Here is a 14,526-nt window from a genome sequence, read left to right on the forward strand (position 1 = left end):
GACAGTGTCTACGAATGCTTGGTAGACACTGTCTATGACTGATGAGAGCTCCCTTCGGGAGCGGTTGATCGATGTCGGGGTCGACCTTGTGCTGACCGAGGGCTCCGCGTCCGTGGGCCTGCGGGAAATAGCCCGTCGAGCGGGGGTTTCGCACGGGGCGCCGCGTCGGTACTTCCCCACGCACCACGCGCTGCTCTCGGCCATCGGCCGTCGCGGCTTCGAGGACCTCGCAGCCATGTTCGAGGCCGCGGTCGCTGGCACGACCACACCGCGCGGCCAACTGGAGGCCCTTGCGCGGGCGTACGTCGGGTACGCACTTGAACGCCGCGGCATGTTCGAACTCATGTGGCGGCACGACCTGCTCGACGGCGCGGCGCAGGCATCGGACCAACCGCGGCTGCGCGAGTCAACCCTCCCGCTGTTCGGACACTTCACCGAACTCGTCGCCCGATGCCGATCGCAGCGGGATGCCGCCCAACGCGCCGACGGGCCGAACGAGGCCGGACCGCCGCCCGCGGTGACCGCCGCCGCCCTGTGGTCGAACCTTCACGGCATGGCCCAGCTGTGGGCTTGGGGCAGCCTGCAACTCGCCCTCGGCACCCCACCGTTGGGCGGTGACCCCGGCGACGACCAACGCGACCGGCTCATCGCGGCAGTTCTGGACGCCCACCTCGGCCCGGTGACCTCATGACCGCACCCGCACAGCGGCAGATTGCACTTCTGGTCAGCGTGGTCGGAGCGGTGATCGTCGCACTGGACGGAACCATTCTGCTCATGGCGCAGCCCGGCATCCAGCGTGATCTCGGCGCGAGCGTGGCGCAGATCCAGTGGACGAGCACCGGCTATCTGGTCGCCGTGGCCGCGTTACTCGTGATCGCCGGGCGCCTCGGGGATCGGTACGGGCACCCGCGCCTGCTGTTCGTCGGCGTCCTCGGTTTCGGGGCTGCCTCGGCCGGGATCGCGCTCGCGCCGACCGTCGGTTGGGTGATCGTCCTGCGCGCGGTGCAGGGCGGGTTCGCCGCGTTCCTACAACCTGCGACGCTCGCGCTGCTACGGCTGGCGTATCCTGCGGACCGGCTCAGCAAGCCGATCGCCATTCGCACCAGTGCGATCGCGGTGGCGGCAGGGTCCGGTCCGCTCCTGGGCGGTGTTCTCGTGGCTCATTTGGGATGGCGCGCCGTCTTCTGGGTCAACGTGCCCCTCGCGTTCGTCATCGCCGTCCTCGCCGTCGCCGTACGGACGCCGGCACCTCAACGTGCCAACTCTCCACGGCTCAACCTCACCAGCGCCGGCCTGCTAGCGGTCGCTCTCGCAATCCTGGTCCACGCCTTGGCCGACATACCCGCGCGGGGGTGGACCGCCGCGCCGACGCTGCTCGAATTCCTCGCCGTCATCGGCGCCGCAACCGTGCTCACCTGGCACGAACGCCGCACCACGCACCCGATCGTTCCACCAGCTGTAGCACGGTCCGTACCAGTGACGGCTTCGATGGCGATCCTGCTGGTCACGACCGCCGCCATGTTCGGCGCGCTGTTCAGGGCCACCTTCTACCTCCAGGACGTACTTCGACTCGACCCACTCGCCAGCGGTCTGCGCGTACTCCCGCTGACCGCGCTCATGGTCCTCGGCTCACCCGCCGCGGTCGCCGCACTACGCCGGTACGGTGCGCGCCACACAGCGATCGCCGGTACGGTCCTCGTCGTGGTCGGCATCGCGGGGCTGTCCCGGCTCGGTCCCGCCAGCACATGGATGGCCATGGCTGCAGCCTTTGCCGCCATCGGTGCCGGGTTCGCCACCGTGATGGTCACCGCCACCGGGACCGTCGTCGGTGACGCGCCGCCCGGGTACGCCGGGGTCGTCAGCGGACTCAAGCAGACCGCCATGAACACCGGGCCGACCTTCGGCATCGCCGTCGCGGCCAGCGCAACCGGCACCGCTGCTTCAACCATGAGCTCCACTCTGCTGATCCTGGCCGCACTCGCCACTCTCGGCCTGCTGCCCGCGTCGAGGCTGCCCCGGCGCCCGGCCCACCAGGAAGGAGACGACACGACCGCTGCGCCCCCGGCGCAAGCACCAACACCACAGGCAGCACCCGCTCGACACACAAACAGTTGAGCAACCGACGAACACACCCAGGCTGATCCGGTCATGTACCAGACCGATATTCAGTGTCGGCAAACGATGGCACCCTCAAGTGATCAACGCACCGCCCACGAATGATCATGTGATCGTGGAGGCACAGGTGCGTGACTACGGGTTTTCGCCAGCTCAGCAGGATGAGATCTGGAGACGCTGGCGCGAGGGGCAGTCGTTCAGCTTGATCGGGCGGGCCCTCGGGGCGCCAATGCACCACGTCCGCCAGTTCCTGTCCCAAAGCGGCGGCGTCCGTCTCACCCCGCAGCAGCGATCAGAGCGGCACCTGACCGGCGGCGAGCGCGAAGAGATATCCCGCGGCATCGCTGCCGGAGAATCTGCCCGGCAGTTGGCCCAGCGGCTGGGCAGATCGCCTTCGACCGTCTCCCGCGAGATCGCCCGCAACGGCGGCCGGGACCGCTACCGCGCCGCGTCCGCCGATGCGGCCGCCTACGCGCGTGGGCGCCGGCCCAAGCAGGCCAAGCTCGCCCAACGGCCCGCTCTACGGGCGCTGGTGGAGGCCAAGCTGGCCCTGTGCTGGTCCCCCGAGCAGATCGCAGGATGGCTGCGACGCGAGTTCCCCGGTGACGCCTCCATGCAGATCTCGCACGAAGCGATCTACCTCTCGCTCTACGACCCTCGTCGGCGCCAGGCGATCGACCGCAGCCTCACCCAGCGGCTGCGGTCAGCCAGGCCCATGCGCCGCCCGAAGATCGCCCGTCGGCCCACCGGGCGGGGCATCATCCGCGGCATGGTGTCCATCACTGCCCGCCCCGCCGAGGCCGAGGACCGCAAGGTGCCCGGCCATTGGGAGGGCGACCTCGTGATGGGCACCCGGCCGTCGGCGGTCGCCACGCTCGTCGAGCGCACCAGCCGCTACACGGCCATCGTCGCGCTGCCGGACGGCATCAAGGCTGAGCAGGTCACTCCGCACCTCACCAGGAGTCTGCTCGGAATCCCGCCTAAACTGCGGCGGACGCTCACCTGGGACCGGGGCCGGGAAATGGCCGAGCACCAGGCCATCACCGTCAAGACCGGGATGCCGGTATACCTCTGCAAGCCGCGGAGCCCATGGCAGCGCGGCACCAACGAGAACACCAACCGACTGCTTCGGCAGTACCTTCCCAAGGGCGCGGACCTCCGAACGTTCAGCCAGGCCGAGCTGGACGCCATCGCCCATGAACTCAACCATCGTCCGCGCAAGACCCATGACTATCGCACTCCGGCAGAGGTCTACGCTGACCTCCTGAACAGCGGTGATGCGCTGACCGCTTGAGCTCGCCAACGTTTGCCGACACTCCCGAGCCGGTCGGCTAGCTCGGGCAGATTGCGGCCTCGATGTGGGCGAGTTGGGCGGCGAGGATCTCTTCGAACGCGGCGCGGCGATCCACCCCGAGGGGGCGGACGTCGCGGGCGAAGTGGGCCAGGTTCGGGAAGCGTTCGGGGTCGGCGCCCAGAACCGCCACGCGAAACAGCTCCATGCCCTGTTCGTGCTCTTCCGGGGTGACCGCGCTGACCCCGGCCTCGGAGGCGATCAGCGCGGCAAGGAGGACCGCGATCCGGTGGTAGCGCGCCGGGATCTCTTCGTCGGGCAGTCCCGACGCGCGCAGCGCCTCTAGCGCCTCTTCCATGACCAGCCGGGAACCGGTGCCGCTTGATGCGTAGCGTCCCCAGACCGCGGCGAGCTGGGGCTGCTGCCCGAAGGCCTCTCTCACGCGCAGGGCCAGGGACGTGATGCGCTGCTTCCAGTCGCCCTCGGGGCGGTAGCCGTCCATCGCGGCCAGGAGAATCCGGTCGGCGACCGCGCGCAGTAGTTCGGTCTTGCTGCGGAAGTGCCGGTAGAGGCTGGAGGAATCGGTCCCGAGGGCCGCGGCCAGCTTGCGCACGCTGAACGAATCCGCGTCACTTGTGCGCAGCAGTTCCGCCGCCGCATCCAGGATCTCTTCGGTTGACCAGCGCCTTCGGCCTGCCATCTTGCTCCTCTCGCCGGATCTAAGTCTAACTTATGCACTTGGCGTTGCACGCAGTGCGTGCATAATGAGGACATGAGCATGCCGGGCGGACCGGCATGCCACTCGTGCCCTGTTATCCGGGTCAGGCGACCGATGCGGAGCTCACCCCGGGGAACACGAAAGGACGCATGACGTGAAGAACCCACTGGATTCCGCGGCGCTGAACGCAGCCATCGAAAACGTCCACCGCGCCGGGATGCCGGGCCTGTTCGCCGAGGTGCGTGACGGCGACCAGGTCTGGCGCGGCGCCGCCGGGGTCGCCGATGTCGCCACCGGTCGCCTCGTCACCGCCGACATGCGGCACCGGGTCGGCAGCATCACCAAGACCTTCACCGCCGCAGCGGTCCTGCAGCAGGTCGAGAGCGGTCAGATCGGTCTGGACACACCGATCGGCCGGTATCTTCCGGGGCTGGTTCCCGGAGAACGCGGTGGCGCGATCACGGTCCGGATGCTGATCAACCACACCAGCGGCCTCGCCGAGTACCTCCCGTACGCCTACCCCTCCCTCAAGGCGTTCCCCGCCCTCGCGGATACCGGCCCCCAGAGCCTGGACGACCACCGGCACACGCGGTTCGACCCCGCTGAACTGATCGAGATGGGGGTCACCGCACCTGCCGTCGGCGCCCCGGGCGGCACTCCGGGGGTGTACTCCAACACCAACTACCTGCTCCTCGTCCAACTCCTGGAACAGGTGACCGACACCACGGCCGAGCGGTATATCACCCGGAACGTCATCGAGCGCGCCGGGCTCCGGGACACCGAACTTCCCCTCGAACCGTACGTCAACGGGCCGCACTCGCAGCTCTACGAGGCGTGGTTCGGCATGATCGACCCGCCGCGCGACTACAGCGTCTACGACATGTCATGGGTGGGGCCGTCGGCCTCGCTGATATCAACCGTCGCGGACCTCAACCGCTTCTTCGGCATGCTGCTGGCCGGGGAGATCGTCAGCCCGTCGTCGCTGGCGCAGATGCAACGCACTGTCCCGGTCGTCTCCCAAGAGGGAAGGACGATCGACTACGGCCTCGGCCTGCACCCGTTGGAGGGTCCCGGTCAGGCCACCTTCTGGGGCCATGGCGGCACGGTCTGGGGTGGTGGAGCGCTGGCCATGACCCGTGCCGACGGCAAGCGGCAGATGGCGGTCGCGGTGAACCTGCAGAGGTGGAATAGGCTCGACTCCTCCGGCAAGCCGCAGCCCCATCCCATCGACGACGCGCTTGCGGCTCTCTACCGTGTGGCGATGTACGGCTGACCGGGCCGGGCAGAGAGACGGCCGTCCGGACGCCTTTTACCGGGTCCGGCCGCCGTGCCGGGGCGGTTCCCGGATATCCGCGTCCGCTGTACAGCGCCGCTTCTACCGTCCAGCCCGAGTGCCTATCACGGGGGTGACGGAAGGGGCTGGTGTGCGGCGGGATCTGGGTCTGGACGGGGTGGTGGACCACTTCACCCTGTCCGGTGACGAGGCGGGCTGGTTACGGAACAAGAGCGGGTCCACGAGGCTGGGCTTCGCCGTCCAGCTGAAGTTTTTGACCTGGCGCGGACGGTTCCCCAAGACCCTAGTACTTGGGCGAGGGCCCGGTGTTGATGCTCTTGACCGGGACGACGAAGCGAAGGCCGTCGACGGAGGCGAGCAGCCCCCCGCCCCACATCTGGGCCAGCTCGATCCCGGACTGGGCGGTGATGAGCGCGGCGTTCGCCGCGGCGATGGTGTCGGCGCGCAGGTAGTTCTGGTCGACGTGGGACAGCCGCGATCGGGTCAGGGCCTTGTTCTCTGGATCGATGACCGGGGTCAGCCCGATGTCGCAGCTCTGTGAGACCAGTAGCGCGACCAGGGAGACGAGCAGCCCCTCCATGCGGGTGCGCCGGTCGGAGACGTGCCCGAAGGAGTCGAGGAACCCGGTCCAGGAGTGCACCTCGAACAGCCGGTCCGGCAGGTCGATCCTCGGGAGCATCGCCTCCGTGGTGGTCTTGAGCCAGGTCAGCGACTCCGGCTCGCCCACCGCGCCGAGCTTGTCCACCGACAGCCGGGCGCGTCCCCCGCCCTCGGGGACGACGATCTCCACCTTCGCGTCGTCGCCGGCCTCCCGAAGGCGGTCGGCCCTCTGCCGCCACGCGGCATCGAGCCCGCGGGTGAGCTGGGCCAGGTGCTCGCCGGCGTCCTCGGCCAGGGACAGGCCCGCGAGCACATCCGACTTCATCGCCTCCCACCGTGTCCCGTCCAGCAGCCGGTCCCGGGGGTCGGCCCACCGGTTCGACGGGGCGGCGAACACGTCGCGCCGGTTCAGCGCGCGGTGCAGCTGCTCCAGCACGCACACCACGTACGCGTCCTGGTCGACCGCGCCCTGGGCCAGCTTGGCGTTGGAGAACACCGCACGCTTCCACATCGCCGGGACCAGCTCGGCGTCAACCTCGCGCGGCAGCAGCGGCTGGTCCTTGACCCGGCGCCGGGACAGCGCGGGCAGACGGCGCACCGCCCTCAACAGGCGCCGCCCGGCCGGGGTCGCACCCAGCGCGTCGGACTCGCCCAGCAGGGCTGGGAACGGGCGCACGGTGCAACAGGCATGCCGAGGACCGTAGAGCCCGCTGACCAGGCAAAACCGGCACGTCACCGAACCGGAATCAAGATCGTCCCGCTACCGCTAATTTCCGTTCGGATACTCCCCGAGGGCCAGGACTCTCCTCCCTGGCCCGACAGTAGAGAGAGAGCGGGGCAGGGCCAACGCCTGGGATTCACACAGCCAGGTGCGCGTCCCCGCCCCCGCGCCCATCGCCGACCGGCTTGCCATCAGTCCCGGAGAACTCTGCGTCAATACGCACTACGAGTTTCTCACCGACGGGCAACCCGTCCAGCTTTCCGAATCCTGGGAGCCGATGGCCCCTACGAGCTCCTGGTCGCCGCGCTGGCACGCACTGGCCTGGTGGGGATCGCCAGGACGGCCCTCCGCTCCCGGGAGCGGCTCGCGGTCCTGCATCCCCGGCACGGTGTGCTGGTGGTCCACACCGTCTTCTGGCCGGACGAAATTCGCGAGCCGGGAATTGCGCCGGCTGGGCCGGTGACCGAGCGCGAGCTGGAACTCGCCGAGCTGCTGCTGAACCAGATGCAGGGCATCGACTCCCGGGCCGTCCACGACGACTACGCCGAGGCTCTGAACCAACTCGTGACCGCACTCGGCGCGGGCCGGGAGCTGCAGGCCCCCGCCGCACCGCAGGGTCCGCCGCCGGATCTGATGGCGGCGCTGGAGGCGAGTATCCGGGCCGCCCGCGGCGACCGCGGCTCGTAGAAGCCGTGTGCTCCTAGGGTTGAGCATCCATGTCAGATCGTGCGCTAAGCCCTCGCGCCCTCCGACGACGCTTTGACCTGGGCTGATCGTACGGCGCAGCCTCGCGGGTCGATGTTGTCGATCTGGAGCCGGGACCGGGGTCGGTCAATGCCGTACGTTGCGGCTGGTGTCCGAGGTAGGAGTGCTCGGCCTAGTCGCCAATTGGCGACTGCGCCGCGGCGGGATCGCCGGACGGGTCAGCACGGCGGCGGCACGCTGAGCGGAGCGCCCATGACGGGCCCGGCCATATCGCGGCAGCAGCTACTCCCCCGCAACCTGCGGTGGCGGTGAGGTCTGCTCATGCTCGCGCGCGTGTGACGGCGGCAGGTACGGCGGGCAACCCAACTCTGGCGGAGGCGACGACACTCCGGTGCGGGATGCCCATCTCGTCCGCCCGCGCCGTCGCGGGCTAAAGTCCCTTTAAAACATGGGCAGTTGGGTACAGCACGGGGAGGAAAAGCCTTGATGGAACTCGGGGTCCTGGCGGGAGCGGCGGTCGGTATCGTCGGCGACTTCCTGGCCGGAGTCGTCCAGAACGTGGCGGCTAGCGCTCAGAACATGGCGGCCAGCGCTGTGACGGATCTGGTGAGGCAGCGTCTGCGGTCGACCGCCGACGGCGCGAGAGCGCTGGAGGGGCTCGAAGGGGCTCCGCAGGATTCGGGCCGACGGATGGAAGCCGCGAGCCAGCTCGCTGCCGCCGCGCAGAGCGACCCCTCGTTCGCGCAGGCCATGAATGATGCGGTGACCTCCTACCAGCAGGCCACGAACCAGGGCACCGCCACCTCGGGTTCACCGCACCATCAGGTCAACATCAGCGGCGGCGGCATCAGCGGGAAGGGTCACCAGGTCGCTGGCGGCAACATCGACAACAGTAAGAAGCGCAACATCCGCATCGGCATCGGTGCGTTCGCCGTCCTGGCCGTCGTCCTCGGCGGCTACGGAGTCGCACAGGGGGTTCGCAGCGACAGCAAGACAGGAGGAAGCAGCCAGTCATCCGCCGCCGGGGACCGGGCCGATCCTGGCGGCGCTGGTAATGGCGAGCCCGAAGTATCGGAGGCCAAGACGGTTGAGTACGACTTGATCCAAGGTGACCCGGATCCAAAGGGGCGCACGTACCGTTCACGCGGATCGCTCGTCGTCACGCCCGGCACCGCTGTGGCGAGTTACGGTGCGTGCCAGCTGAACGCCCCGTCGGGTACCTCGATCGTCCCCGTGACAGTCCAGCTCACGAACACAAATTCCCCTCAATGGGACTATGCCCTGGGCAGCGAGTACATGGCGGATACTGTGACAGTCACCGCGAAGGTGCCCGACGGTATGGTCACCCTACGCCACATCCCTGAGGACGGCTCCCAGGCGGATGGGCTCGTGGACGGTGTTTGCAGCAGCGACTTCTCCTTGGGCTCGCGAACCGACCTCGGCGGGTCTCGAACGGTTGACCTCCTGCTGGTGGGAGTGCCCCAGGGGAAGAACACGGAGATCACCCTTGACGTGGCAGGTCCGGATTGTTGCTTTACAGAGGTCAAGGAGAAACACAAGCTCCTGAAGTTCTCCGTTCGCGGCTGAAGACACGCAGACAACGAGTACGAGGTCGTTACCACTAGGGCGTGTGTCGGAAGTGCTCTAGGTTGGCTCAAGTGAGTGCGCGGGGGCGGAGTTACCGATACGTCGGACCGGTCGAGCTGAAGACAGCAGTCCGGCCTGGCAGCGGCGGGTGCCGGATCAGCTCGGCGGCAGAGTTCGGCGGCTGGATTGCTGGGCGATCGGCGGCGGAGCTGGCCGAACCGTTCACCTTCGTGGTCGACACGGACGGGGTGCTTCGGCTGGCGCCGCGGCGAAGCGAGCACGTGGCCTGTGCCGGCGGAGGCATGGTTCTGAGTGCCGGCGAGATCGGCTTCGTGCGTGAGGCGGACTGGTGGGCCGTGGGCGAGGTCAGCAACCAGTCCACCGGTTACTGCCCGGACGTGACTTCCTGGTCGGCAGTCGCCCGTGCTCTGGACCGTGTAGGGCTCGGGCGGCCCTCCGGCTTCACCCACGAGGTGGTGTTCCGGCGGTGCCCTGACTGCCAGGAGCACAACATCGTGCGCGAGGACGACTTCGTCTGCGTCTTCTGCGGCAGCAATCTGCCGGACACGTGGAACGTGGATCCCACCGCGTAACGGCCGAGGGTCACAGCCACTCGTTGATGGCCCCGGAATCCCAGCTCGGACACCAGGGGACAACTGACCGCCGCGTAGCTAGGGCGTGTATCGAAAATATTTCCGGAGCGGTCGTCGGGCAGCTCCGCTACGGTGCGGCCATGGCGAACTTTGTGCTAATTGCAGGTGCGCGACTCGGATCGTGGGCGTGGGACGATGTGGTGCCGCGTCTGCGTGCGGCCGGCCATGGCATCCGCCCGCTGACGCTGTCTGGTCTCGCTGAGAAGCAAGGCGTGCCAGCCGGGCAGCAGACCCACGTCCTGGACATCGTTGATGAGGTCGAGCGCCAGGACCTGCGTGACGTCGTTCTGGTAGGTCACAGCTACTCGGGTGTCCCAAGCGGTCAGGCCGCCGGGCGGATCGGTGACCGGCTAGCGCACGTGGTCTTCCTTGACTCCAGTATTCCGGCCGATGGTGAACCGTTCGTCTCCGCCTGGCCGGACGGCGGGGCGATGGTGAGGGCATCGATCGCCGAGAACGGAGGATTCTGGCCGGTCGCGCCCGCGGCCCACTTCGAAGGCCACGGTCTCACCGATGAGCAGATCGCACGGATCGTGGGCGGTTCGACGCCGCACCCGGGCGCCACGCTGACCGAACCCGCCGTGCTGGAAAGGCCACTCGGCGACCTCCCGGCGACTTACATCAAGTGCACGCTCGGTGACCCCGAGCCGAGCGACGACGTAGCCCAGCTGCTGACCAGCGGGCGCTGGCGGCTGATCGAGATGGACACCGGCCACTGGCCGATGTTCTCCCAACCACGAGAACTGTCGGAGATCCTCCTCGACATAGCCGGGGCGTGACCGCAGGTCAATGCTTGCGGACTCCTTGCCAGCGTTGTATCAACTGCGCTGATCACAGCCACTCGTTTGTTCGTGGTCTGGCCTTTGCCAACCCGGCGTGGCTCACCGATAGGGGCTGGTGGCCCGGTTACACCAAGATCAGGCAGAGCGTCCCCACCGTCGACATCGACGACGATGCCACGATCGGGCAGTTTCGCAGGGCGGCTGTCTTCCTTCCCTTCGCCAAGACGCTAGAGGAGTTCCGGCGCCAGCACCCTGTGCCGGAAGGCTTCAACCGGCACGCCACCGCCCACGCTGCCAGCGCCGTCCAGTACACCGCTACCAACGCCGTGATCGCCCTCGTTTGCGGGGGCCTTGCCGGTTCACCTTGGAGCGCCTTCTCGCTTCAGGAGCTGGTCAAAAGTCCCCTTGCGGTCAGCATGTCTCGCACTTCGGCCAAAGAGGCAGCGCACATGTGTGCCTGCCAAAGAGACGCTTCCAAATGTGTGGTCGTCAAGCCGATCACGTTGCAGCCGGCCGCCACAGCCGCGCATACGCCCGCTGGCGCGTCCTCAACGACCAGGCACTCAGCGGGGGCTATGCCAAGCCGAGCGGCAGCCAGGGAAAAACAGTCCGGCGCAGGCTTCGCGTGTTCCACATCGCTGCCATAGACCTGCACCGCGGGGAGGGGCAGGCCGGCCGCCGCGAAACGCTCTGTGACAGAGTCCCGGTCACCAGAGGTCACGATCGCCCACGGGCTGTCGGACAACGCTTCCAGCAGATCGGCAGCTCCGTCGATTGGCGGGAAACTGCCCTTTTCCTGGACCAACAGCTCATCGAGCACATTACGTTCGATGGTCGGATCCAGATGCGGAGCCGCCTCCCTGACGGTGTCCTCCGGGCGACGTCCGAAGGTGAGCGGCCAGACCTTCTCAGGGTCCAGTCCCCGTACCCGCGACCAGGACGTCCAGACTCTCCGGTGAGCGCCTGCAGAGTCCACCAGGGGTTGCGTCCAGGGAAGTGGTGTACGGGTTCGACCTGATCCGGGGGTTTGCTCCGGCGTCGGGATGAGGCCCGCATAGATGAACGGCCACCGGCTGATCTTCGAAGTGTCGAAGCCTCGAAGGAGATCAGCACGATGACCGCACCCGACAGTCTGCCCCTGCACGCCCTCACCGAGGACAACCTCGCCTCGGCGAGTCCCGATCTGCTGCGCGCGATGATCAAAACGTTCGCCGACGCGCTCATGTCCGCGGAGGCTGACGCTCTGTGCAACGCCGAATACGGGCAGGTCAGCGAGGAGAGAGTGAACCACCGCAACGGCTACCGCCCACGTGAGTGGGACACCAGGGCGGGAACCGTAGAACTGGCCATCCCCAAGCTCAGGTCCGGCAGCTACTTCCCGCACTGGCTCCTCGAACGGCGCCGCCGGGCCGAGCAGGCTCTGATCTCGGTGGTCGCCACCGCCTACCTGCTCGGTGTTTCCACCCGGCGGGTCGAGAAGCTCGCCGAGTCCCTCGGCGTCACCCAGCTGTCGAAGTCCCAGGTCTCCGCGATGGCCCGGCACCTGGACGAGCAGGTCACCGCGTTCCGGAACCGGCCCCTGGACGCCGGACCGTATGCGTTCGTCTGGGTCGACGCCCTCACGCAGAAGGTCCGCGAGGGCGGCCGCATCGTCAACGTCCACGCCCTGATCGCGGTCGGGGTCAACGCCGACGGCCACCGCGAGATCCTCGGCCTGGACGTCGCCACCGCCGAGGACGGCGCCGGCTGGCTGGCCTTCCTGCGCTCACTGATCGCCCGCGGCCTGAGCGGTGTCCAGCTGGTCGTCTCCGATGCCCACGCCGGCCTGGTCGACGCCATCGGCGCGGTGCTGCCCGGCGCATCCTGGCAGCGCTGCCGCACCCACTGAAGCTGTAAAGAATCAAGGTGTTGCTTCTCGTCTGTGGGCTCGTTGCCTTGGTATGGCGGTTCCAGAGGATGTCTGCTCCCAACTCCGTTGCAGATTCGCCGTGTTGTTGCCGCATCTGAACGAGAGACAGCGGCGACTGGCCCTGGCGACGGAGGCCCGGCTGCTCGGGCACGGCGGCATACGCACGGTGGCGCGGATCGCCGAGGTCAGCGAGACCACCGTGCGCCGGGGAGTGTCGGAACTCGATGCGGGTGCCGGGTTGCCCAGCGGTCGTATCCGTGCGCCGGGTGGTGGCCGCAAGCGGGCCGAAGAGATCGATCCTGCACTGTTGAAGGCGTTGCTGGGGCTGGTCGAGCCGGACGAGCGGGGTGATCCGGAATCTCCGTTGCGGTGGACGACGAAGTCCCTGCGCAATCTGGCCGAAGAGCTGAGCAGGCAGGGGCACCCGGTGTCCGCGCCGACGGTGGGCCGGCTGCTGCGGCAGGAGGGCTTCAGTCTGCAGGCGAACGTCAAGACCCTCGAAGGCGCCCAGCACCCGGACCGGGATGCTCAGTTCCGCTACATCAACGAGCAGGTCAAGCAGCACCAGGCCGACGGCGAGCCGATGATCAGCGTGGACACGAAGAAGCGGGAGCAGATCGGGCGGCTGCCGATGGCTGGGCGGGAGTGGCGCCCGAAGGGCGAGCCGGTTCAGGTCGAGGACCACCACTTCTTCTTCAGCGGCCCGGATGTGCAGCAGGCGATCCCGTACGGGATCTACGACATCACCCGCAACACAGGCTGGGTCAACGTCGGCGTCGACCACGACACCTCCGTCTTCGCCGTGGAGTCGATCCGCCGCTGGTGGCAATCACGAGGCAGCCTCGACTACCCCCACGCCACCCGGCTGCTGATCACCTCGGACGCAGGAGGCTCCAACGGCTACCGCTACCGGGTCTGGAAGAGTGAACTGGCCGCCCTGGCCGCAGAGACGGGCCTGAGCATCACGGTGTGTCACTTTCCTCCGGGTACCTCGAAGTGGAACAAGATTGAGCACCGGCTGTTCTCGCACATCACCCACAACTGGCGTGGGCGCCCGCTGACCAGCCACGAAGTGGTCGTCAAGACGATCGCAGCGACCCGCACCCGCGGCGGTCTGCGCGTCGAAGCCGTCCTCGATACCGATGACTACCCCACCGGCATCGCCATTAGCAAAGAGCGTTTCCAGGCCCTACCGCTGGAACGGCATGCCGTCCATAGCACCTGGAACTACACCCTCCACCCTCAAGACGCCTCCGACGCTGCCGCCCCGGCTCCCGTCGGCGAGGCGGGCGGCCCCGCCCGGCGCCGCCAGGCCATGTTGCACCGCCTGGCCGATGAGCGGCTGACCGGCCTGAGCAGCGCACGGCTTGAGGAACTCGCCACCGCCCTGGCTCCGGCGCAGGCCGCCCGCGCCCACCAGCGATACAGCGAACAACGCGGCGGCCGGGCCCGCCGCGCGACTGGCAAGCTGCGAGGCAGCAAGCCCCTGTTCGATGATGCCGCCCGCCTGCTGCTGACACTCCTCTACCAGCGCCAGGTGTGCTCCTTGAACGTGCTCGCCGACCTGCTGGAGGTCACCGCCACCTGCATCGCCGACCACGTCAAGGAGACCCGCGAAGTCCTCGAAGACCACGATCACGATCCCGGCGTGGCCGCCGTCCGCTTCCCCACCACCGATGCCCTGCTCACCTTCCTGGACAGCGATCAACGACCGGCCCGATACGGGATCATCGAGCGGCTGTCGCATCCCGTGCTGACTGGTCTCACCCGAGACGAACTGCACCAGCTCACCCAGCGGCTCGCTCCACGGCAGACCGCCCTGGCCGAGCGCCTCGGCCATCAACGACGCGGCGGCCCGCGCCAGCCCGGTACCCGCAGCGGCGTCTTCCCCCAGAAGATCAGCAACAGTGAACGCGTCCTGCTGACCATCCTCTACATGCGGAAGCTGTGCACACTCGACGTCCTCACCGAGGCACTCGGCGACGTCTGCCGATCCTCGACCGGCAATGCCGTCCGCGAAACTCGCCCCCTCCTCCAGCAGGAAGGACACACCCCTGTCCCCGCACCTACCCGCTACCGCACCGCGGACGAACTCTTCGCCGCAGTCCCACCGGATAGCGACACGCCAACAGGTTGATTCTTTACAGCTTC

At 68.0% G+C, this 14,526-nt stretch carries 11 protein-coding genes and 3 pseudogenes; 11 read left to right on the top strand and 3 right to left on the bottom strand.

Features of this window, described 5'->3' with window-relative positions:
- Nucleotides 1-34: 34 nt before the first annotated feature.
- The 3 genes from ACTYVM_RS36130 (at nucleotide 35) to ACTYVM_RS36140 (ending at nucleotide 3,409) form a co-directional block, all read left to right on the top strand.
- Nucleotides 35-691: a TetR/AcrR family transcriptional regulator gene (locus tag ACTYVM_RS36130; protein ID WP_445529985.1), complete on the top strand. Its 657-nt coding sequence runs from the start codon at nucleotides 35-37 to the stop codon at nucleotides 689-691.
- Nucleotides 688-2,115, top strand: a complete 1,428-nt coding sequence (locus ACTYVM_RS36135) for an MFS transporter (protein ID WP_445529986.1) — start codon at nucleotides 688-690, stop codon at nucleotides 2,113-2,115. The genes ACTYVM_RS36130 and ACTYVM_RS36135 overlap by 4 nt, the downstream gene beginning before the upstream one ends.
- Before the next feature lie 127 nt (nucleotides 2,116-2,242).
- Nucleotides 2,243-3,409 (top strand): IS30 family transposase, encoded by a 1,167-nt coding sequence (locus ACTYVM_RS36140; protein WP_445529995.1) that lies wholly within the window; start codon nucleotides 2,243-2,245, stop codon nucleotides 3,407-3,409.
- A 37-nt stretch (nucleotides 3,410-3,446) separates the two neighbouring features.
- Here ACTYVM_RS36140 and ACTYVM_RS36145 read toward each other — a convergent pair whose 3' ends face one another.
- Nucleotides 3,447-4,106, bottom strand: a complete 660-nt coding sequence (locus tag ACTYVM_RS36145) for a TetR/AcrR family transcriptional regulator (RefSeq protein WP_445529987.1) — start codon at nucleotides 4,104-4,106, stop codon at nucleotides 3,447-3,449.
- A gap of 172 nt (nucleotides 4,107-4,278) precedes the next feature.
- On the opposite strand from ACTYVM_RS36145, the gene ACTYVM_RS36150 reads away from it, so the two are divergent.
- Entirely contained in the window at nucleotides 4,279-5,397 is a 1,119-nt protein-coding gene (locus ACTYVM_RS36150; RefSeq protein WP_445529988.1) for a serine hydrolase domain-containing protein, read from the top strand.
- Nucleotides 5,398-5,704: 307 nt separating this feature from the next.
- On the opposite strand, the pseudogene ACTYVM_RS36160 reads toward ACTYVM_RS36150, so the two are convergent.
- Nucleotides 5,705-6,775 (bottom strand): annotated as a pseudogene (locus ACTYVM_RS36160) (Tn3 family transposase); the annotation flags it as partial.
- An 85-nt stretch (nucleotides 6,776-6,860) separates the two neighbouring features.
- Between ACTYVM_RS36160 and ACTYVM_RS36165 the strand changes: the two are divergent.
- The 5 genes and pseudogenes from ACTYVM_RS36165 to ACTYVM_RS36185 all read left to right on the top strand — a co-directional run.
- A pseudogene (locus ACTYVM_RS36165) lies at nucleotides 6,861-7,028 on the top strand (GntR family transcriptional regulator); the annotation flags it as partial.
- Nucleotides 7,029-7,063: 35 nt separating this feature from the next.
- Nucleotides 7,064-7,426, top strand: a complete 363-nt coding sequence (locus ACTYVM_RS36170) for a Ku protein (RefSeq protein ID WP_445529989.1) — start codon at nucleotides 7,064-7,066, stop codon at nucleotides 7,424-7,426.
- A gap of 504 nt (nucleotides 7,427-7,930) precedes the next feature.
- A complete protein-coding gene (locus ACTYVM_RS36175; RefSeq protein ID WP_445529990.1) occupies nucleotides 7,931-9,031 on the top strand; it encodes a hypothetical protein in 1,101 nt (366 codons plus the stop codon).
- 71 nt (nucleotides 9,032-9,102) lie between these two features.
- A complete protein-coding gene (locus tag ACTYVM_RS36180; RefSeq protein ID WP_445529991.1) occupies nucleotides 9,103-9,624 on the top strand; it encodes a hypothetical protein in 522 nt (173 codons plus the stop codon).
- Nucleotides 9,625-9,764: 140 nt separating this feature from the next.
- Nucleotides 9,765-10,463: an alpha/beta fold hydrolase gene (locus ACTYVM_RS36185; protein ID WP_445529992.1), complete on the top strand. Its 699-nt coding sequence runs from the start codon at nucleotides 9,765-9,767 to the stop codon at nucleotides 10,461-10,463.
- A gap of 385 nt (nucleotides 10,464-10,848) precedes the next feature.
- Here the strand turns inward: ACTYVM_RS36185 and ACTYVM_RS36190 are convergent, their stop codons facing one another.
- Nucleotides 10,849-11,610, bottom strand: coding sequence for an HAD-IA family hydrolase (locus ACTYVM_RS36190; RefSeq protein WP_445529993.1), 762 nt, complete (start codon nucleotides 11,608-11,610; stop codon nucleotides 10,849-10,851).
- On the opposite strand from ACTYVM_RS36190, the pseudogene ACTYVM_RS36195 reads away from it, so the two are divergent.
- Nucleotides 11,581-12,351: pseudogene (locus ACTYVM_RS36195) on the top strand (IS256 family transposase); the annotation flags it as partial. The gene ACTYVM_RS36190 and the pseudogene ACTYVM_RS36195 overlap by 30 nt on opposite strands.
- Before the next feature lie 55 nt (nucleotides 12,352-12,406).
- Nucleotides 12,407-14,512, top strand: coding sequence for an ISAzo13 family transposase (locus ACTYVM_RS36200; protein WP_445527459.1), 2,106 nt, complete (start codon nucleotides 12,407-12,409; stop codon nucleotides 14,510-14,512).
- Nucleotides 14,513-14,526: the final 14 nt, after the last annotated feature.

The sequence above is a fragment of the Streptomyces cyslabdanicus genome, from assembly GCF_052663305.1.